The organism is Allobosea robiniae (assembly GCF_900102525.1).
In the GTDB taxonomy this organism is placed as follows: Bacteria; Pseudomonadota; Alphaproteobacteria; order Rhizobiales; family Beijerinckiaceae; genus Allobosea; species Allobosea robiniae.
Genome location: NZ_FNBZ01000004.1, coordinates 472671 through 492665 on the forward strand (window position 1 = coordinate 472671; position 19995 = coordinate 492665).

Genomic DNA, 19995 nt, shown 5'->3' on the forward strand with positions numbered 1-19995 from the left:
GTCCCGCCTGCGCCTTGTCCCACGCGATCGAGGCAGAAAACGTCCGTATGGCAAAATGTCAAATAATGGCTATTAATTTATACATAGCCTTAGTTTATGAATTGCGGACTTCTCCCGCCTCGGCGCCACGATGAATCTTACCCTCCGCCAGCTCGAAATCCTCGTCGCCATCGGCGATACGTTGAGCCTCACCGCCGCCGCGGAGAAGCTCGGCGTCTCCCAGCCTTCCGTTAGTGAAACCTTGAGGCGCGTCGAGGGCGAGCTGGGCTGCAAGTTGGTCGACCGGACGACGCGGCAACTGGCCTTGACCTATGAAGGTCACCATGTCGTGGCCAGCGCTCGGGAAGCGATGCGAAGCCTGGCCGGCACCTTCGAGGCGATTGCGCGTCGTGGTGATGGTGTCCATGGCCGCTTGTCTATCGCCGCTTTGCCATCAGCGGTCTGTACCTTGCTGCCGCCCGCGTTACGCAGCTTTCGCAAATGTTATCCGGGCATCGCGGTTTCGGTCCGCGACGCCCTGCAGGATCGAGCAATGGCGATGCTCGAAGACGGCAGCGTCGATCTTGTCATCGCCGGCCAACCGGCGTGGCAGGGTGGCTTCGTCTTCGAGGAGATCGCGAGCGATCAGCTCAAGTTGGTGGTGTCGCGCCATCATCCCTTGTCCGGGCGAGACAGAGTCGGCTGGAGCGAACTGGCGGCTTTCGAATTTATCGCCATGTCCACGTCCTCCTCCGTCCGGCGCCTGACCGATGCCGGTTTCATCCACGCCAATCTGCAGACCGCGCCGGCTTACGAGGTCGATCAGATTTCTTGCGCTGCTGCGCTCGCAGCCGCCGGGCTTGGTATAACCGCGCTCCCAACGATGACGTTCGCCATGTTCAATGCCGATGAACTGACCGTGATCCCTCTGGTCGCGCCGACCATCGAGCGCAGCATCGGCATGACGTGGTTGAAAGACCGGCCCCTCTCGGCCAGTGCGATCAAGTTCGTCGCCGCCTTGCGCGCCAGACGCGCTTAGTTTGAACGGGCGAGCTTGCGCAGGCTTTGCTCTTCAGTTTGTGCGGCGTGAATGTCTGCTTCTGAGCGCTACCCCAAGGTCCGCTCTTGGCGCAACGCAGCTAAGAGCCTCTTAGTTGGCTCGAAAGCCTCGGTTGGGTGGAGAGCCGACGCTCACCGTGGATCCGATTGAGCGTCGGATCGCGTCAACGGTGCGCATTGGCCCTCCGACCGAAAGCGGACTTCAAAGCGGAGACGTCGCGCCACCGAGTTGGTCCACGATCAGCAAGGAAAGCTGCACGCGAAGCGCTTCACAGGGGGAATAGACTGTCGTGGTCACGGAAGCGTGAGGTCGGTCTGGCTAGCGGAATAATTGACGCCGCAGCGCATCTCACCTGCTCAACAAGGAGCAGGGCATGTCCAGCAATCACCCGATCAAGCCAAGCCGTCGCACAGTGCTTCAGGGAGCCGCAGCGGTCGCGATGAGCCCGGTAGTGGCCAAAGCGCAGACCAAAGCCGCGGAGACGGGGCCACGCGCAGGCGACCGGATCTTCCTGACCAACGAAGATTCCAACACGTTAAGCGTGATCGATCCGGTGACGGACGAGCTCCTGCCGACGGTCAACCTGACCAGCTTCGACGAGGATTCGCGCCCTCCTTTCCGCTTCGTGACGGGCAACGTCACTCCCACCCATGGCGAGATGGTCCAGAAGCCGCTCTATCACGGGGCGATCTCGATCCATGGCTGCGTGCCTTCGCCCGATTCCAGCATGTTCGCGACGGCCGGCCGCGGCACGAGTAATCTCTATCTCGTCGACACGACCAAGCTCAAGGTCATCGGCAATCAGCCGAACCCGCAGGCCGGCGCGACGACATCGCCGGACATCCTGACCTCCGGCATCTTGGTCGGGCGCGAGCCGCATGAGCCGACCTTCACCCGCAACGGCAAGGAAGTCTGGGTCGCGCTGCGCGGCGAGAGCAAAATCGCGGTGATCGACGTTCAGCGTGCCGTCGCCGAATCCGCTGGCGAGCTCCCTCGAGGCGCGGCGATCCGCCGGTTCATGCCCGTCCTGCCCGGCCCGGCGATGGTCTGGTTCTCGGCTGGCGGCGAGACCGCCTTCCTGATCTCGCAGAAGCAGCCTCGCATCGAGGTCTACAACGTCAAATACGACGCGCAGGGCTTCTCGACGACCGAGCGCAAGATGACGATCGACACCTCCGCACAGGACCGTTTCGGCTTCGCGCCCTTCGTCAAGATCACGCCGGACGGCCACGAGTTCTGGGTTTCCCAGAAGCTGGCGGATTGCCTTTCGGTTTACGAAGCCCGCGGGGAGCATCGGCTGCTCGACCACGTGCCGCTGGGCGAAAAGGCCCGGCCCAACCATGTCGAGTTCGTCAAGAACGCGCGCGGCAGCGTCGCCTACGCCACCTTCGCGCGGGTCGACGATGACGGCCCGGGAGGCCGGACATCGAGCCGGATCGCGATCATCGACCGCTCGGCGCCAGCCGGAAAGCGGCGCGTCGTCGGCCATTTCTTCAGCCACGGTCGCGAGTCGCACGGGATCTGGACCGATCCCTCCAAGACGAAGCTCTATGTCGCCCATGAGCTCGACGAGCTGCCCGGCTCGCCCCATGCCGGGCAGACCGTCTGCAGCGCGTTCGATATCAGCGACCCGCTGCAGCCGCGCTTCATCAAGCAGATTCCGCTCGGCACGCTCGACCTGCCATCCGGCAAGCTGCGCAACAAGAAGTCGATCAACCTAGTCTATGTGCGTCCCGGCGCGCGCAGCGAGACAGCGTGACGGGAGCGCAAGATGAGATTTTCTCTGGACACCATGTTGGCCCGGGTCGCCGGAGGAGCCGTGCCGGTGCACGATCATTCCAATCATGGCGGGGCGATGCCGCCTTCGCCTGACAAAACCACGGCTGCGGCCGCCGCCGCGCCGAAAGGCTATGATACCTATCTCAGCGACATGCATGTCGGCATGGAGAAGATGATGCGGGACATGCACGCCGACCCGCCGTCCGGGGACCCCGACATCGACTTCCTCGCCATGATGGTCCCCCATCACTGGGGAGCGGTCGAGATGGCAAGGCTGGTATTGCGCGACGGACGCGACCCGATCGTCCGCGAGATCGCCGAGGCCATCCTCGCCGGCCAGCAGACCGAGATGCAAGGTATGCGCGGCCGCCTCGAAGCCTTGCGTCGTGGCGACGACGACTATCCCTCGCTGAGTGGCAACCGGGGACCGTGACATGTTCGGCTGCGTGTCCGACCTCGAGATCGAGGCCCAGATCCCGGCGCTACGGCGGTTCGCGCGCTCGCTGGCGCGCAATCCCGACGATGCCGACGAGCTGGTTCAGGACACGCTGCTGCAGGCGCTCTCGCGCTGGAGGCAGCTACGGAGGCCGGAGAGCATCCGAGCCTGGCTGTTCCAGATCCTGTTCAATCTCCACCGCACCAGCGGGCGCGGTCGCCAGCGCGACCTCGCCCGCTTCACCGACGATGACTGTACCGACCATCCCGACCCGACCGGCGATCCGACGCAGGCTTTGCATCTCGGCGATGCGCTCTCGGCGCTGGCACGGTTGCCGCAGGATCAGCGCATCGCGCTCGAACTAGTGGCGATGGAGGACATGACCTACGAAGAAGTAGCCAGGGTGACCGAAGTGCCGATCGGAACTGTGATGTCGCGCCTGAGCCGTGCGCGCGAACGTCTGCGCTCCGAGCTCGAAGGCAGCAATGTGACTCCGCTACGGAGGCTGAAATGACGCAAGGCTCGCGCCCGATCGGCGACGACGATATCCAGGCCTTCATCGACGGAAGGCTCGCGCCGGCCCGCCAGCGGGAGGTCGAAACCTTCCTCGCATCGGAGCCTGCCCTGTGGAGCCGCGTCGAGCAGTTCCGGGCGGATGCCCAGGCGCTGCGGGCTGCAACGCAGCGTCGCTCTACCGAGCCGATTCCGGCCTCCTTACGGCTGAGCGAGGTCAGGCGCCGACGCGCGGCAGGAAGCTTGGCGTTCCATCGGCGGATAGCGGCCGGCATCTGTATCTTCGCCCTTGGCGCCGTGCTCGGCATGGCCCTCCCCCGACAGGAAGCGGAAACACCGACGGCACGGCCCCAGATGACCGATGCGGTCGTCGCCTTCCGTGCCTTCTCCGGGGGCGCCGGCGACGCGGTCGAGGTCCCGGCGGCCCAGACCGTCGCGTTGAAACGGATGATATCCCATCATCTCCGGCAGGACGTCGCCATCCCCGATCTCTCGGAGCTCGACCTGACGTTTCGCGGTGGGCGCCTGCTCGCGAGCGACGAGGGGCCGGGCGGCATGTTCGTTTATGACGAGCCCAGCGGCGGGCAGGTCGCGCTCTATGTGAAGACCCTCGCCAGCCCTCGCAAGGCGGCGCTGGCTTCGCGCCGTGACGGCGATCTCGTTGCCTATTTCTGGTTCACAGGCGCGCTCGGCTACGCGGTGCTCGGCGCTCCCGGCTCCACCTTCGTCAAACGGGCAGCCGAGCAGTTGAGCAACACCTCATGAAGCGGTGCTGAGCCATGGCAACCTTCCGTGGGTCGCATATTGCCGCGTCTCCAGGGCTCTCGCTACCTCATCGCGCAGGCCATGGCGTCGCGTTTCGCGAGCGACCGAACGGCCTGCTCTTCCATTTGGTCTCGCGTACTCGATCGTGAGCTCCCTCAGTTCAAATACAACCAGCTGCGGCTTGGGACTCGTCGCGTTGTGCCATGCCGCACTGGTGGGCGTCGGCATCGTCCAGATACCGACCATGGTCATAATCGACGACATCAGAGCCAGGCGGCTGAGTTCGGGAGCCTTCATCGTGCCTCGCACAGGCTCATACCGCCGCAAATCGCGGCAACTTCACCGTGAAGCGCGCGCCGCCATCAGGCGCATCGTCCACCGCAATCGTCCCGCCATGGCCTTCGACGAGGCTGCGTGCAATGGCCAGCCCCAAGCCGGCGCCACCGGTGCGTCGGCTACGCGAGTTCTCGGCCCGGACGAACGGCTCGAACAGGAGGTCGCGCAATTCAGGCGCCACGCCCGTGCCTTCGTCGTCGACGGTCAGCGTCAACAGCGGCTCGTCGGCGTGCAGGACGAGGTGAGCGGCATGTCCATAGGCGATCGCGTTGTCGATCAGATTGGCGGCGATGCGGCGCAGCGCGAGCCGGTCGCCGAGCACTGTCGCGCCGCGTGCCGCCCCGCTCAGGCGTAAATCGACGGGCATGCCGGCGCCCCGACGATCATCGACCTCCAGGCGCAGAAGTTCGGCGAGTTCCACCATCTCCTGCGCGAGTTCGCCTGCCCCGGTGCGACTCGCCAGCAACGCATCGTCGAGCAGCAGAATCATGGCCGCGATATCGGCAATGGCACGCTCGCGATGGACCCCCTCGGGAATATGGTCGGCGCGCAGCCGCAGCCGCGTTGCGAATGTGCGCACATCATGCGAGATGCCGCCGAGCAGGGCCATCCGGGCCCGCAGGAGCTGCGAAAGCCGGGCCTGAAGCCGGTTATAGGCATTGATCAGGGCCTGGATCTCGGGCGGGTGTGTCCGCGAGGCGGGCAGAGGCAGCGGGTCGCCCGAGAGGTCCATGGCATCGAAGGCCACAGCTAGACGCATCAGCGGGCGCGTTGCGCGATGCATGACCAACAGCGCGACGAGCGCGATCAGCGTGCCGACGAGCCCTGCTGCGAAGCCGACAGGCAAGCCGAAACTCGTCACCAGCACCGGGCTGCGGCTGGCGATCACCAAGGTTTCCCCGGTGGAGAGGGTAATCCGCAGCGTCGGCGGGCCGGTGACACCGGGCATCAACAGGGAGAGGAGGCTGCGCGGCCGCTCGACCACCGGCGAGACGATGGTCACCGGTCGGCCGCCGAGCGCGGCGCCGTAGGCCTCCCGCATCGCGGCGCGCGCCGGCGGATTCTCGTTCGGTGCGGACGGGATATCGGCCGCCTCCAGCCTTACACCGAGGTACTCGCTGCCGAAGGCGGCGAGCGCGAGCTCGCGCTCCCGGCCAGAGAGGCGCTCGAGCAGGTCCGCCATCGCCGCGACCTGGGACGGTGCGGGCGGCATGCCCTCGCGCTCGCCATCCTGCGAGCGGTAGTAGAAGCCCAGTGACACGATCCACACCGCCAGCACGGCGCTGAAGACGATCAGCGTGATGCGGGTCGCGATGCTGAAGCGCGGCGTCATGGCAGGGTCCGCACCGGAGCGGTGAAGAGGTAGCCGCGATTGCGCACCGTGCTGATCAGACTCAAGCCAGGGCTGGCGGCGTCGAGCTTGCGTCTCAGGCGCGAGACCAGCATGTCGACGGTCCGGTCGAACGGGTCTGCCGTCCGCCCGCGCATCCCGTCCAGCAGCTGGTCGCGGGTCAGCACCCGGCGCGCCCGCTGTACGAAGCAGGCGAGCAGATCGAACTCCGCGCTGGTCAATATTAGCATGCTGCCACCGCCATCCGTGAGCTGGCGCGCGTCAAGATCGATGACAAAGCCTTCGAAGCCGAAGCGGCGCGTCGGCGGCGCAGCCGGGCCGGCAGAGCCGCGCCGCAATACGGCACGCACCCGGGCCAGCAACTCGCGCGGCCCGAACGGCTTGGGCAGGTAATCGTCGGCTCCCATCTCGAGCCCGACGACGCGGTCGATCTCCTCGCTCTTGGCCGTCAGCATCAGGATCGGGACCCCGTCACGGGCCCGGATGCGTCGGCAGATCGAGAGGCCATCCTCGCCCGGCAGCATCAGGTCGAGAATGATGAGATCGGGCCGACTTCTGGCGAGGACGGCGTCCATGGCCGGAGCGTCCTCGGCCTCATCCACCACGTATCCTTCCTGGCGCATCAGTTCCGCGACGAGCTGGCGGATATCGGGATCATCCTCGACGATCAGGATCGTGGCAGCATTCGTGATCATGGCGACGTTCTTCAGGATACGCAGCGCGATGGCAAGCACCGCCGGCCGGCTTTTACATTTCGTTACAGACGGTTGACGCGATCCGACAAAACGATGCGGGCCGTTCAAACGCTGCTGACGTAGCCACGCCAGTTTCCTCGCATCGGCCGACGACCCGCCTCGTCGATCACAGGGGACACGAACATGACTCACTTCCTCATGCTCACAGCCGGCGCCGCCACACTGACCTTCTTCGGCGTCGCCATCGCACGGCGGCTTGCCCGGGCCATCGATCACGCCGATGCGCGCCGCTGAGGTGTGCGGACGCAACCATATCGGCCTCCTCGCATCGGCTGACAAGGAACCTCGCCGATCACAGGCGATGAGCGACATGACCATGTCCTCATGCCCGCGGCCGGTGCTGCAAGAGCACTCCCAATGATCACGACCCGGCATCCCGCCGACCTCCGCCTCGCCTGGGCAGCGCTTGTCCTCACGATCGGCTCCGCCGAAACCGCCTGCGCCCAGCAGCGCGCGAACCCGGCGATGCCGGCGGAAGCGAAAGCCTTCATACAAGCCTGTTCTCCGGATTATGTCCGGCACTGCTCCGGCGTGCGACCCGGCGGCGGGCGAAGTCTGGCCTGTCTGCGCGCGCTGGATCGCCAACGCCTGTCCTCGTCCTGCCGCGAGGCGTTGCCAGAGGGCGCAGCCCAGCAATCGAAAGCCACCGCTGCCGGCGCCATGCCGCGGTGAGTGGGGCCGGCGCGGGCCATCCATCACCCCTTGGTCCCGCGCCCGCCCAATCCCTATGCCATATGCCATCGCAAGGAAGCGAGAAGCCGATGAACCGGTTCATTACGAACTTAGTTGTCCTGGCGGCGACGGCGCTGTTGCCGGCTACGGCACAGGCCGCGAGCCCGGCGCGTGCGGTCAACACGGTCAATCTGCGCGCCGGTCCGGGCACACATTATCCGGCCATTGTCACCGTTCCGGCCGGGACCCGGATCACCACCTTCGGCTGCATCGCGAATTACAGCTGGTGTGATGTCGCCTGGGGGCCGAACCGGGGCTGGATGGCGGCCTCGATGATCCAGCTGTTCCATGCCGGCCGCCCTGTTGCGGTGACGCCAGCGGTGATTGCGGGCGCCGGGCTCGCCATCGTTGCCTTCAACCGGGCCTATTGGGCGACCCACTATCCCGCCCAGCCCTGGTACGGCGCCTGGCATCGCTATTATGGCCGGCCGCACCCAGCCCCGGTCGGCCGGGTCAGCGGCGCCACTTGCGGACCGAATGCGTGCGGCTACGGCGTGATTCGCCGGAGCCCCTACGGCACGACGGTGCGCCACGGGCGCATCACGCGGCCCTGACGGCAGCCTGCGGATGAATCCCATCGTCCTCCAGTGCGCCTCCAGCCGCTGCGGCGTCCGCCGCGTTAGCGCCGGCACGATACCCACATGTTGTTGGAAAGCTATGCATGACTGCGTCTCTTCATCCCGCCGCTCCGCACCACCTACCGGCCTTCATCACTGCGCCGGGCGAGACCGACTATCCGATGGTCGCGATGGCGGCGCTCCTGGTGGTGGCGGTGCTCCTGGTCGGGGTGCTATTTCTACATCTGCACACCTTGCCTGAGCGCATCGCGCACAAATCGAAGAAGATCCAGTTCGAGATCGTCGCGGTCCTAGGGCTATTGGCCCTGTTCACGCATATTCATGTCCTCTGGGTCGCGGGCCTGCTGCTCGCCCTGATCGACCTTCCCGATTTCTCCGGGCTGTTCGGCCGCATGGCCGGTGCGCTCGAGAAGATGGCAGGCGTCAGGTCCGGACGAAACGAAGACGTCGCGCTGCCCCAGCCGGCACCGAACCTCACTTCGCACTCCGCGGCGGATCACGCAGACGCTCCGGAGGAGCTGACGCGTGCTTGAGCTCCTTTTCTGTGCGCTTTTGACCGTTTGCCCCGATTATCTCTATCGCCGGTTTCGTCAGGGAAAGCGGATCGGTAAGGAGATCACGCTCTACTCGGTCTGGTTCGAGCTGCGCTGGGGCATTACCGCCTGCGTGATGCTGACAATCGCGCTCATCACGGTGATCTTCTACTACCATCCGTCCACGACCAGTGCGACGCTGTATTATCGGACGATCCCGATCATGCCCGAGACGATCGGGCGGGTCGCCGAGGTCCATGTCGGCACCAGCGGCATGGTCGCGAAGGGCGCGCCGATCTTCAGGCTCGACAGCACGAAGCAGGAGGCTGCCGTCGAGACAGCCCGGCGCAGGATCGCCGAGGTCGATGCAGCCCTCGTCGTCGCGCGGGTCGAGATCCTGCAGAGCGAGAGCAGGATCCTCGAAGCCAGGAGCGCGCATCAGCAGGCGCTCGACGAATTGCGCACGAAGCAGGAATTGCGGCGTCGCAATGGCGATATCGTCGCCACCCGCGAGATCGAAAAGCTCGAAAACCTTGTCGCCGGACGCCAGGCGGCCATGGACGCGACCGTCGCCGCCCGCAACACCGTCCAGGTCAAGATCTCGACCTTGCTTCCGGCCGAGCGCGCCAGCGCAGAGGCTGCGCTCGCCCAGGCTCAAGTCGATCTCGACAAGAGGGTGATCCGCGCCGGCGTGGACGGACGCGTCGAGCAGTTCGCCTTGCGGGTCGGAGATCTCGTAAACCCGGTGATGCGTCCCGCCGGAGTACTGATTCCACAGGAGGCGGGGCGCAAGGTCCTGCAGGCCGGCTTCTCGCAGATCGAGGCGCAGGTCATGAAGGTGGGTATGGTCGCCGAAGTGACCTGCATGTCCAAGCCTTGGACGGTGATCCCGATGGTGGTGAGCAATGTCCAGGACTATATCGCGGCCGGGCAGTTCCGGGGTGGTGAACTCCTGATCGATCCCCGGCAGGTTGCGCGGCCGGGAACGATCCTGACCTTCCTCGAACCCCTGTATGCCGGTGGACTCGAGGGCGTCACGCCAGGCAGTAGCTGTATCGCCAACGCCTATTCCAGCAACCATGAGGAGATCGAGGCGAAGGAGACCGGCGCCTCGCGGCGGATCGCCTTGCATGCGGTCGACGCGGTCGGGATCGTCCACGCGTTTCTGCTTCGAATCCAGGCGCTGGTGCTGCCGATCCGGACACTCGTCTTCAGCGGCCACTGATGGCCAGACACCACGGCAGAACGTCGCCAGCGCCGCCGCAGACCACAAGAGCGTCTCCTGCAGGTCACGCCGGGCGATCGCACTCGAACGGACGGCGCGTTGGGGATATCAGCTCGGGGGGCGACCGCTGCGCTCCGGGACCGTTGGAGGGACGATACATCGCGTGCCCCTCGTCGAATTGGTTCAACGTGAAGTTATGTCTCGAGGCAGAGAGGTCGCGCTGAGGAATTGCCATAAACCAAGAGAACGTCGCGAAGCTACGCTAGATAAACTCTGGTTTCGCAGGGCCGGAGCGATCCGCTCGACGAAGGCGACGGCGGTTGCCTTCGTTGCCAAAAAGGAGGGTGACTAAGTTATTTCGCACGGAAGCACTGCGCGCCTTTGTCTTAGGCATAGGCTCGGGGTAAAAAGGGTACTTATGGACACCCCGACTGTTGTTAGAGATTTTGCCTCGATCATACAAACGTCTCTCGCACCCGTGTTCCTATTGGCGGGCACGGCGGGTTTTGTAAATATTTTCGCGATGCGTCTTGGCAGGGTATCGGATCGCTTGAACGATGTCGCGGACCGGACCGAACAGAACAGGATGTCGCTCGTTCAACTTGCCTATCTACGGCGGCGAGTGCTCGCGCTCGAGATAGCGTTGGTCATGGGCGTAGGGGCAGGGTTCTGCACGGGCGGTGCGATCTTAAACCTGCTTGCCGGAGCACTGCAGTTCGGTCTTCGCGAGCAGAATGTCTTCTGGTTCTTTGGTGGCGCCATAGCCTTGCTCATCGGGTCCCTTGCCGCATTCCTGGTTGAGCTGCTCATTGCTGCACGGAACATGTTGCGACAGATGCAGATGGCTCGAACAACCGCCGGGCAGGACTAACTTTTCTCTGCGGTGGTGCGCGAGCGGGATTGCCGGGACTCGTCGAGGGCGGTGACCGCACCAAGGCGGAAACGGCCCGTTGAACCAGCTTAGGAGAACGACGGCAGAGGGTAATCTCGCGAGCTGACCCGTGAAGGGCAGCGGATCCCGAAAGGGCATCTAACGCGACGGGCGTTGCGGTTAGCCGCTGCCTGGTCTGCCAAGGGTAAAAAGAGAGAGCATCCACACGGTCAGATGGGCAGCGTCCGGTTTTGGGCAAGGAGGCAGAGTCCGCTTGTGGCGCTTCTCAGCTGTTGTCGACTTGGAGGGCAAATCGATTCCTCACCTCCGCCAATACACCCAGGAAATCGCGAACGAGCTGAGGCCGCGGACGCCCTGGCGGAAAGACGAGATGCTTGCGGAAATGCAAGGTTGGCTCGAAGCGCAAGACTTTGAAACCTGAGCGGTCAAGCCCCGGAATAGCAGCGGGATTGACCAAGCCGATCCCTGCCCCTTCCGAGGCCAAAGCGCATACGGTTGCAGAATATTCGACGTCCACGACGGCGCGGGGCTTCACCTGGGTGGCGGCGAATGCGGCCTGGAGATCGCGGGACAGGCGCTCGTCGAAATCAAGCCGCAATAACGGCTGATCGTGGAGGTCTCCCGGTCTGATCACCGCCCGCTCCGCGAGAGGATGATCGCGTGGGACGACCGCCACCATCCGATAATCGGCGAAGTGCTGATGCTCGACGCCGTTCAGGTCGATCTCCTCCGAGCATAATCCGAGATCGAACTGCCCGGACGCAACGAGATCCCGAACCTGGCTCGATGACTGAACCTGAAGCGTCACATTGATCCGTGGGAAAGCCTTCTGGAACAATGCCACGGCCTTCGGTACCAGCTTGCCGCCGAGCGAGTGCAGGCTCGCGATTTTCAGCTCGCCGGCACCGAATTCACGAATGCGGGTGGCCGCGGCCTCAAGTTTCGCCATTGCCAGGAAGTGGCTGTCGACCTCACGGAAGAACATCTGGCCCTCGAACGTTGGGACCATCCGGCTGCGAATCCGGTCGAACAATGCAAAGCCCAGCTCGCGCTCCAGCTCGGCGATGCAGCGGCTGATCGCCGGTTGAGTGACGCCCAGCAATTCCGCTGCGCGCGAGGCGCTGCCGCTGGTCATCACTGCGGCAAAGGCCTCGATCTGCCGATGCTGCATAAGTATCAGCTTTCGCTATTGGATTGAGCCATTCGGACATTGGACGCATGGAACGGGCTTGCCTAGCCTCATCGAACAAGAATGGAGGGGCGAATGGTCCAAGATTTCCTCAAAACGACGGTACTGGCGGCCAGTTTGCTGCTGTCATCGCTTCCACCGGCGGCGGCTGGGCCGCATCTCGACGCATTGAGGCAGCGTGGCGTCCTCAAATGCGGCACCTCCGAGGGGACGCCGGGCATCACCATGCCGGATCGCGAGGGCAATTGGACCGGCATCTACGCCGACCTTTGCCGGGCCATCGCGGCGGCCGTCCTGGGCGATGCGACCAAGGTCGATTTCGTTCCGACGACGACAGTCACGCGCTTCACCGCCTTGCAGAGCGGCGAGATCGACGTGCTCTCACGGACGGCGACGGTGACATTGACTCGCGAGGCCCAGCTTGGCCTGCGCTTCGCGCCGATCTGGTTTTACGACGGGCAAGCGATCATCGTCCCCCGCAAGCTCGGCGTCACCAGCGCCAAGCAGCTCAGCGGCGCAACTGTCTGCATCCAGCAGGGCAGCACCTCCGAGCTCAACCTCTCCGAATATTTTCGCACCCACGGCATGACCTTTTCGCCGGTGACGGTCGCAACGCTCGATGCGGTTGAAGATGCCTTCTTCTCAGGCCGCTGCGACGCCTACAGCAACGACTCGACGCCGTTGATCGGGATGCGGCTAAAGGCGGAGCGGCCCGACGACTACGCCCTGCTGCCTGAACGTCTCTCCAAGGAGCCGACCGCGCTCGCGATCCGCAAGGGCGACGAGCAATTCTATGATGTCGTCCGCTGGGTCGTATTCGCTCTGATGGAGGCCGAGGAGATGGGCGTCACCTCTGCCAACGCTGCCGAGCTTGCCATCAACGGGCCGCCCGCACTCAAGCGTCTCCTCGGCAGCGAACCCGGCCTCGGCAAGGCGCTGGGCCTCGATGAGCGCTGGGTCGCGCGGATGATTGCTGCAGTCGGCAACTATGGCGAGATCTTCGAGCGCAATCTCGGCAAGGGCTCCCGCATCGGTCTCGATCGCGGCCAGAACGACCTCTGGACCCGCGGCGGCCAAATCTACGCCTTGCCGCTGCGCTGAGGCGAGCATGAGCGCTTTTGCCGACCACCGGCCTGTCACGGGTTCCGACCCAGCACGCCAGATGGTCTTACCTGCGTGGGTCGGCACGTCGCCCTCGCTGGCCACCAGCCTGATTTCGATGTTCGACGGCGAACGACAGCCGCTTTATCCGCAAACCGTGCCGTTCATCGCCCATGCCGGTAGCCTCGCCGGTGAGGCATTCCACTATCCATACGAGGTCGGCTACGCTTATGAGCGGCTTCCGGGCGATCTGTTCGCGCCGCGCTTCGGCTCCGGTCTCGAACGCTGGTCGCCGCTGCTGCCACCTCTTCTGCCCGGGCTGAGCTGTGGCGAGGGGGCGACGCCGCTGGTCAAGGCACCGCAGGCCGCAGCCTGGGCCGGCGTACCGGAGCTTGTCATCAAGGACGAGAGCGCCAACCCTACCTGGAGCCACAAGGATCGCCTGAGCCTGTGCACCGTCAGCGCTGCTGCGGCGGCAGGCGCAATGGGTACGATCATCTCATCGTCCGGTAATCACGGTGCCTCCGCCGCAGCTTACTCCGCCCGGGCCGGCTTGAAATGCATCGTGCTCTGCGACGACGGTGTCTCGGGGGCGCATGCCAGGCAAATGCGCGCTTATGGCGCCGCAGTGGTCGCTATGCCGCGGGCTGCGCGGTGGCCGCTCCTCGACGTCCTGTCGCACCAGCCCGGTTGGTATCTGATCGGCAACACGGCACCGACCCATACCGGCCATCCGTTCGGCCCGGAGGGCTACAAGACGATCGCTTATGAGCTCTTTCTGGAGTCGGGGCGAGTACCCGCCGCAGTGTCGATTCCGACCAGCTATGGCGAGCTGCTGTTTGGGATCGGCAAAGGTTTCGCCGAACTCAAGGCATTGGGCCTCACCAAGGATGAGCCCATGTTGATCGCTGCCGAGCCGGAGGGCTCTGCAGCGATCGGGCGGCTTTATGGCGGCGGTTCACCCTGCACACTCGAACCAGGGGAGACCATTGCCCACGGGATCGGATCTGCCTGCGGCAGTTTCCGCGGCATCACCGCGCTGCGTCGGTCGCGAGGACTCGCGATCGCGGTCAGCGATCAAGACATTGCCGATGCACAGGCAGCCCTTGGGCTCGACGGCTTATGGAGCGAGCCCGCTTCAGCCGCGGGCCTGGCAGCATTGCGCATCGCGGCCCGACAGGCGCTACTGCCTGCGGGGCCCGTCGTTCATATCTCCACATCGACAGGTCTGAAGGAGCCTCACCGTGCAGCCTGCGAGATTCCACGTATTTCACACGCCGATTGGCCCGAACTGCGCTCCATCCTGACAATGAGCTATCATCTGCCTCTCGACTAGCGATGGTATGCCTCTCGGAATGTCCGCTTCCAGGCGGTCATCCAACGTCCGGTATTGGCGCTAGTTGCTGGATGCGGTCGGCGCTCTGGGCCTCATTTTCGCCCCGGCAGCATGAACCTTCGGCGATCGAGCCGCAAGGCTGACAGGAGCGCCCCACGAACACCGCTACTGATGCCGCGAAGCGCTTTTGTCTCTTCAGATGAGGCCGGCGGTATTCAGAAACTCACGCGAGACGTCCGGGATCGAGGCCTTGTCGACATCGACCTTGGCGTTGAGCCCTTGCAGGACCTCGTCGTCGAGCTTGGCCGAGAGGGCTTCGAGCGTCTCCTGGAGCTTCGGATTGGCCTTGAGCACCTCGGTTCGGACGACCGGAACGGCGGCGTAGTTGGGGAAGAAGCCCTTGTCGTCGGTCAGGATGCGAAACTTGAAGCCCTGGATCCGCCCGTCGGTCGCGAAGACCAGCGCGACGTCGACCTGCCCATCCTTGAGGGCCTGATAGGTCAGTCCGGAATCCATCGAGCGCAGATTGGCGCGGCTCGTCTTGAAGCCATAGGTCGATTGCAGGCCCGGCAGCCCATCCGGGCGGCCCGGGAACTCGGCATTGACCGCGATCACCGGCTTGTCCTTGCCGGCGTTGAACACGGCGGCGAGATCCGACAGCGTCTTGATCGCGTCCGTCTTCGGGTTCTCCTGGCGGACGGCGAGCGCATAGGTGTTGTTCGCGGCCGAGGGCTTGAGCCAGGTGAGGCCGAGCTTGGCGTCGAGCGCCTTGACCCGCTCATAGGTGTCCTTGGCGTCCAGCCGCTCATTGACCTTGTTGTAGGTCACGAGCGAGGTGCCGGTGTACTCCCAGTACACATCGACCTGGCCGTTCACCTGCGCGTCGCGCAGGACCTGCGAGCCCAGCCCGTCGCGCTTCTCGACCTCGAAGCCCTTCTTCGCAAGAAGCTGCGCCGTGATTTCGGTGAGCAGAAGCTGTTCGGTGAAGTTCTTGCCTCCGACGACGATCGGCTTGGCCTGCACCGGCATCGCCCAGGCGGCTGCGATCGCGGCCACGGCAAGAATCCGGGATGGAAGCTTCATGGGAATCTCCTTGCATTCGTTGCTGAAAGGCCCGGCGGCGGTCAGCGCAACGGATTGACGCCGCGGGGGATGGTCCAGAACTGGAGCTGGGCCACGATGAAATCGATCAGGACGGCAAGAAGGGCGGTCGGAATCGCGCCGGCGAGCATGGTTCCGAACTCGTTCAGGGCGATGCCGGTGAAGATCAGCTCGCCGAGGCCGCCGCCGCCGATCAGGAAGGCCAGGGGAACGGTGCCGACATTGATCGCGAGCGCCGTGCGGATGCCGGTGTAGATGACGAACAGACTGTTCGGCAGCTCGACCTGCAGCAACGTGTGGCGCGGCGACAGGCCCATGCCGCGCGCGGCTTCGAGCAGCGCGGGCGGCACGTCGCGCAAGCCCGCCATCGTGTTGCTGACGATCGGCAGAAGCGAGGCGATGAACAGCGCGAAGACGGCCGGCGTGTTGCCGAGGCCGAGCAGGCTCATCGCCAGCGCCAGCACCGCCAGCGTCGGGATGGTGGCGCCGATATTGAGGATCTGCATCGCGGCAGCGCCGACCTGGCGGAAGCGCGGCCTAGTCAGCAGGACGCCGAGCGGGACGCCGAACAGGATCGCCGCGCCGCCCGAGAGGGCGACCAGCTCCACATGCTGCTGGCCGAGATAGGCGATGTCCTCCCACCTCTCCAGCAGGCCGGGCAGGAGCCCGCTGCCCCAGGCCCAGGCTCCGAGCAGGAAGATGCAGAGATAGGCCGCGTTCCGGCGCATCTGCGCGACCATGCCGGGCACCAGCGCGTCAACCATCCCGATAGGTCTCTGAGAGCAGATGCGTGATGCCGCGCAGCGTGACGTAGCCGACGAACATTCCGTCGTCGTCGACGCAGGCGAGCCACTGCGTATCGTACCGGAACATGGTCGAGACTGCGGTGCGCAGGTCTTCATGCGGCCGGATGGTCGTGGGCAGGGCTTCGTAATTCTCCCCGACCGTTCCGTTGCCGCCGCGCGCCGTCTGCAGATTGACGTAGCCGCGCGCCCTGCCGCGCGGGCCGACCAAGACGATCGACTGGTGGCCGTGCGCCTCCATCGCGGCCGCGGCCTGCTGCAGGCTATCGGCCGCCCGGACCCGCGGCGGATCGGCGATCATCGCATCGCGGACGGTGAGCAACTGCAGGCGCTTGAGCGTGCGGTCCCCGCCGACGAAATCGGAGACGAACTCGCTCGCCGGATGGGCCAGCATGTTGTCGGGTGTGTCGTACTGGACGAGCCTGCCATTGCGGAAGATGGCGATCCTGTCAGCCATCTTGACCGCCTCGTCGATGTCGTGGCTGACGAAGAGGATCGTCTTGCGGATCTGCGCCTGCATCTTCAGGAACTCGTCCTGGATGATGACGCGGTTGATCGGGTCGATGGCGCCGAAGGGCTCGTCCATCAGCAGGACGGGCGGGTCCGCCGCGATGGCGCGCAGAACGCCGATGCGCTGCTGCTGGCCGCCGGACAGCTCCTTCGGGTAGCGCTTGAGGAACACGCCGGGGTCGAGCGCGACCATCTCGAGCAGCTCGGCCGCGCGCTGGCGCGATTTGCGCCGGTCCCAGCCGAGGATGTCGGGGACGATGCAGATATTGTCCTCGATCGTCTTGTTCGGAAACAGGCCGATCTGCTGGATGACATAGCCGATGCTGCGCCGCAGCTGTGTCACGTCGTAGTCGGAGGTGTTGCGGCCGTCGATGAAGATGTCGCCCGAGCTCGGCTGGATGAGGCGGTTGACCATCTTCATCGTCGTGGTCTTGCCGCAGCCGGACGGGCCGAGCAGCACGCAGATTTCGCCTTCCGCCACCTCGAGCGAGACGCGGTCGACGGCCGGCATCGTGGTGCCGGGGAAGGTCTTGCTGACTTGGTCCAGTCGGATCATCGTTTCCTGAGTCCCGGGGAGGTCAGTCGCTTCTGCAGCCCGAGCAGGGCGAGATCGGCGACGACGGCAAGGATGCTGACCGCGAGGGCGCCGGTGACCAGCTGGCGCGGGTCGGTCTGGCTGATGCCGCGTGCGATGAAGGCGCCGAGGCCGCCGGCGCCGATATAGGTCGCGATCGCCGTGACCCCGATATTCATCACCACCGCGACGCGCACGCCGGCCATGATCACGGGCAAAGCGATCGGAAGCTCGACCTCGCGCAGCCGCTGCCCCCGGGTCAGCCCCATGCCTCGGGCAGCTTCACGCAGCGCCGGGTCAATATTGCTGATCGACGCATAGGTATTCCGGATGATCGGAAGCTGCGAGTACAGCAATACCGCGATCACCGCCGGCAGGTAGCCGATGCCGTGGCCGATCAGCGAGAGCACCGGAATCATCATCCCGAACAGGGCGATCGAGGGGATGGTGATCATGATCGACGCGGCATAGAGCACCGCGTCGGCGACGCGGCGGTTCTGGGTGATGGCCACGCCGATCGGCACGCCGGTGGCGATCGCCAAAGCGACCGCAACCCCGACGATGGCAACATGTTCACCTGTCCGGGTGGCTATCAGCCCCCAGTTGTCGATAATGTAATTTAAAATGTCCATTGCCTCGCGGCGATTCCTAGAGCAGGATATCGGCTCGTGACAACCCCTTGCCCACAAAAAATGAGGAAATTATGTAGTCTATTTTGACAGACAGCTATTACTTGAACTCAAGTCTTCATGACTTTGATTGGACGTTTGGGGAATTCATATCAAAATTTATTGTGAAAATCGAAAGACGAAAGACGAATTTGTTCTATAGTATCTTAAGAATCTATCCTTTCGACGCTGCCCTTCGCCCAGCGCAATTCGCCAAACAGTGAGAGAAGAACGAGACGGTCCATGTGTGGTTTTGTGTGTCTTTGGAAGGTCGATGACGTAGGCGGGAGCCTGATCGAAACGATGCTCTCGCGCCTCGGCCATCGGGGCCCGGATGCGACGCAGGTCGCCCGGCCAGTGGGGCTACCGCTTGCGATGGGGCATTGCCGGCTGGCGATCATCGGCGCCGAAGACGGCGTTCAACCTATTGCCGTTGATTCAGAGATACTTGTCGCGAATGGGGAGATCTACAATCACGACGACCTCAGGGCGATTCTGGACCCGGATATCTTTCAGACGACGAGCGATAGCGAGACTATTCTTCACCTCTTCCGCAGCGGGGCGCAGCGCTGGGTCAACCGCCTCGACGGCATGTTCGCCTTCGTGCTCGCGACGCCGGATCGGATCGTCGCGGCGCGCGACCCGCTGGGTATCAAACCGCTCTACATGGCGCGGCGCGGGAAGGGGCTGGCTTTTGCTTCGGAGCTGAAGGCGTTCGACGGGCTCGGCTTCGACGACATCGCCGCGCTTCCGCCCGGCGCGCTGTTCGACAGCGCCAATGGCTTGAGGCACTGGTACCGCGTGCCGTCCGGAGCGGCGGTGGCCGAGCCGGGATTGGACATCGGGTCGATTGCCGGCGAGTTGCGCCTCACGCTGGAGGAGGCGGTCGCGAAGTGGATGGTCGCCGATGTCGAGGTCGGCTCCTTCCTGTCCGGTGGGCTCGACAGCTCGGTCATCGCCGCGATCGCACAGAAGGTCAGGCTGGCGGCCGGGCAGGCCCCGTTGAAGACCTTCGCCGTGGGCACTGCCGGCTCATCCGATCTGCGCGCCGCCAGGCGCGTCGCCGATCATATCGGCTCCGATCATCACGAATACAGCTTCTCGGCGCGGGACATCGCCGAGAACCTGCCGCATGTCATCTACCACCTCGAAAGCGCCGATGCGGATCTCGTGCGCAGTGCCGTGCCCACGCTGTTCGCGGCCCGGCTGGCACGGCGCCATGTCAAGGCGGTCCTGACCGGCGAGGGAGCGGACGAGCTCTTCGCGGGCTATGCCTATCACCATGCCTATGTGGACGATCCGCGTGCCCTCGCTGACGAGCTGACGCGTAGCCTGGGGGCGATGCACAACATCAATCTTCAGCGCGTCGACCGGATGACCATGGCGGAGTCGTTGGAGGCGCGCACGCCGTTCCTCGATCGGGACCTGATCGCCTTCGCACAGTCTGCACCGGCGGAATTGAAGCTACGCCGTACAGACCCGAACGCGCAGGAAACGACCGGGGCCACCACCGAGAAATGGCTGCTGCGGAAGGCCTGCGCCGATCTGCTTCCGGCGGATCTCGTCTGGCGCAAGAAGGCGCAGTTCGATGAGGGGTCGGGGACGGTCGAAGCCCTGCAGCAGGCGCTGCGGCTCCTCATCGGAGGCGAAGGGGCGGTCACGCGCCTGCGAGAAGAGGCGCTGTACCGTGAGACTCTTCGAGAGCGCTTCGATGATCCGGACATGATCCTGAGCCAGGCCGGACAGTGGAACGCCAATCGAGTGGCGGCCTGAAGCCAG

The 19995-nt window shown here is 64.6% G+C and carries 20 protein-coding genes; 13 read left to right on the forward strand and 7 right to left on the reverse strand.

The window, feature by feature from the left end; all coding sequences use genetic code 11:
* Positions 1–130 precede the first annotated feature (130 nt).
* The 5 genes from BLQ70_RS14105 (at position 131) to BLQ70_RS14125 (ending at position 4532) form a co-directional block, all read left to right on the forward strand.
* Positions 131–1018 carry a LysR family transcriptional regulator gene (locus BLQ70_RS14105; RefSeq protein WP_091857548.1) on the forward strand — a complete coding sequence of 296 codons (888 nt, stop codon included), beginning with the start codon at positions 131–133 and terminating at the stop codon, positions 1016–1018.
* A gap of 394 nt (positions 1019–1412) precedes the next feature.
* Positions 1413–2798 (forward strand): YncE family protein, encoded by a 1386-nt coding sequence (locus tag BLQ70_RS14110; protein WP_210184294.1) that lies wholly within the window; start codon positions 1413–1415, stop codon positions 2796–2798.
* Between the two features lie 12 nt (positions 2799–2810).
* Entirely contained in the window at positions 2811–3251 is a 441-nt protein-coding gene (locus BLQ70_RS14115) for a DUF305 domain-containing protein (RefSeq protein ID WP_091857550.1), read from the forward strand.
* A gap of 1 nt (position 3252) precedes the next feature.
* On the forward strand, positions 3253–3768 hold the full coding sequence (locus tag BLQ70_RS14120) for an RNA polymerase sigma factor (protein WP_091857552.1): 516 nt from the start codon (positions 3253–3255) through the stop codon (positions 3766–3768).
* The gene (locus BLQ70_RS14125; protein ID WP_061968592.1) at positions 3765–4532 is read left to right on the forward strand and encodes an anti-sigma factor family protein; all 768 of its coding nucleotides are present in this window, start codon (positions 3765–3767) and stop codon (positions 4530–4532) included. The genes BLQ70_RS14120 and BLQ70_RS14125 overlap by 4 nt, the downstream gene beginning before the upstream one ends.
* A 313-nt stretch (positions 4533–4845) precedes the next feature.
* On the opposite strand, the gene BLQ70_RS14130 is transcribed toward BLQ70_RS14125, so the two are convergent.
* Both BLQ70_RS14130 and BLQ70_RS14135 read right to left on the reverse strand, forming a co-directional pair.
* Positions 4846–6201, reverse strand: coding sequence for a sensor histidine kinase (locus tag BLQ70_RS14130; protein ID WP_061968591.1), 1356 nt, complete (start codon positions 6199–6201; stop codon positions 4846–4848).
* A complete protein-coding gene (locus BLQ70_RS14135) occupies positions 6198–6914 on the reverse strand; it encodes a response regulator (RefSeq protein WP_091857824.1) in 717 nt (238 codons plus the stop codon). Before BLQ70_RS14135 ends, BLQ70_RS14130 begins: the two co-directional genes overlap by 4 nt.
* 417 nt (positions 6915–7331) lie before the next feature.
* Between BLQ70_RS14135 and BLQ70_RS14140 the strand changes: the two genes are divergently transcribed.
* The 5 genes from BLQ70_RS14140 (at position 7332) to BLQ70_RS14160 (ending at position 10913) form a co-directional block, all read left to right on the forward strand.
* A complete protein-coding gene (locus tag BLQ70_RS14140; RefSeq protein ID WP_091857554.1) occupies positions 7332–7646 on the forward strand; it encodes a cysteine rich repeat-containing protein in 315 nt (104 codons plus the stop codon).
* Between the two features lie 89 nt (positions 7647–7735).
* Entirely contained in the window at positions 7736–8260 is a 525-nt protein-coding gene (locus BLQ70_RS14145) for an SH3 domain-containing protein (RefSeq protein WP_091857556.1), read from the forward strand.
* A 107-nt stretch (positions 8261–8367) separates the two neighbouring features.
* Positions 8368–8817, forward strand: coding sequence for a hypothetical protein (locus tag BLQ70_RS14150; RefSeq protein ID WP_091857558.1), 450 nt, complete (start codon positions 8368–8370; stop codon positions 8815–8817).
* Positions 8810–10042 (forward strand): HlyD family secretion protein, encoded by a 1233-nt coding sequence (locus BLQ70_RS14155; protein WP_091857560.1) that lies wholly within the window; start codon positions 8810–8812, stop codon positions 10040–10042. The genes BLQ70_RS14150 and BLQ70_RS14155 overlap by 8 nt, the downstream gene beginning before the upstream one ends.
* Positions 10043–10460: 418 nt before the next feature.
* Positions 10461–10913: a DUF2721 domain-containing protein gene (locus tag BLQ70_RS14160; RefSeq protein ID WP_061968582.1), complete on the forward strand. Its 453-nt coding sequence runs from the start codon at positions 10461–10463 to the stop codon at positions 10911–10913.
* 286 nt (positions 10914–11199) lie between these two features.
* Here BLQ70_RS14160 and BLQ70_RS14165 read toward each other — a convergent pair whose 3' ends face one another.
* A complete protein-coding gene (locus BLQ70_RS14165; RefSeq protein WP_091857562.1) occupies positions 11200–12105 on the reverse strand; it encodes a LysR substrate-binding domain-containing protein in 906 nt (301 codons plus the stop codon).
* Positions 12106–12198: 93 nt separating this feature from the next.
* Between BLQ70_RS14165 and BLQ70_RS14170 the strand changes: the two genes are divergently transcribed.
* The gene (locus BLQ70_RS14170; RefSeq protein ID WP_091857564.1) at positions 12199–13224 is read left to right on the forward strand and encodes an amino acid ABC transporter substrate-binding protein; all 1026 of its coding nucleotides are present in this window, start codon (positions 12199–12201) and stop codon (positions 13222–13224) included.
* Between the two features lie 7 nt (positions 13225–13231).
* Complete coding sequence (locus tag BLQ70_RS14175) at positions 13232–14560, forward strand: threonine synthase (RefSeq protein ID WP_170843413.1); 1329 nt, start codon at positions 13232–13234, stop codon at positions 14558–14560.
* 195 nt (positions 14561–14755) lie between these two features.
* On the opposite strand, the gene BLQ70_RS14180 is transcribed toward BLQ70_RS14175, so the two are convergent.
* The 4 genes from BLQ70_RS14180 to BLQ70_RS14195 are packed head-to-tail and all read right to left on the reverse strand — an operon-like array spanning position 14756 to position 18180.
* Complete coding sequence (locus BLQ70_RS14180) at positions 14756–15643, reverse strand: glycine betaine ABC transporter substrate-binding protein (RefSeq protein WP_091857568.1); 888 nt, start codon at positions 15641–15643, stop codon at positions 14756–14758.
* Positions 15644–15684: 41 nt separating this feature from the next.
* Positions 15685–16425 (reverse strand): ABC transporter permease, encoded by a 741-nt coding sequence (locus BLQ70_RS14185; protein ID WP_280140809.1) that lies wholly within the window; start codon positions 16423–16425, stop codon positions 15685–15687.
* Positions 16418–17530 (reverse strand): ABC transporter ATP-binding protein, encoded by a 1113-nt coding sequence (locus tag BLQ70_RS14190; RefSeq protein WP_091857570.1) that lies wholly within the window; start codon positions 17528–17530, stop codon positions 16418–16420. Before BLQ70_RS14190 ends, BLQ70_RS14185 begins: the two co-directional genes overlap by 8 nt.
* The gene (locus BLQ70_RS14195) at positions 17527–18180 is read right to left on the reverse strand and encodes an ABC transporter permease (protein ID WP_091857572.1); all 654 of its coding nucleotides are present in this window, start codon (positions 18178–18180) and stop codon (positions 17527–17529) included. The genes BLQ70_RS14190 and BLQ70_RS14195 overlap by 4 nt, the downstream gene beginning before the upstream one ends.
* A gap of 279 nt (positions 18181–18459) precedes the next feature.
* On the opposite strand from BLQ70_RS14195, the gene asnB reads away from it, so the two are divergent.
* Entirely contained in the window at positions 18460–19989 is a 1530-nt protein-coding gene (gene asnB, locus BLQ70_RS14200) for an asparagine synthase (glutamine-hydrolyzing) (RefSeq protein WP_091857574.1), read from the forward strand.
* Positions 19990–19995: the final 6 nt, after the last annotated feature.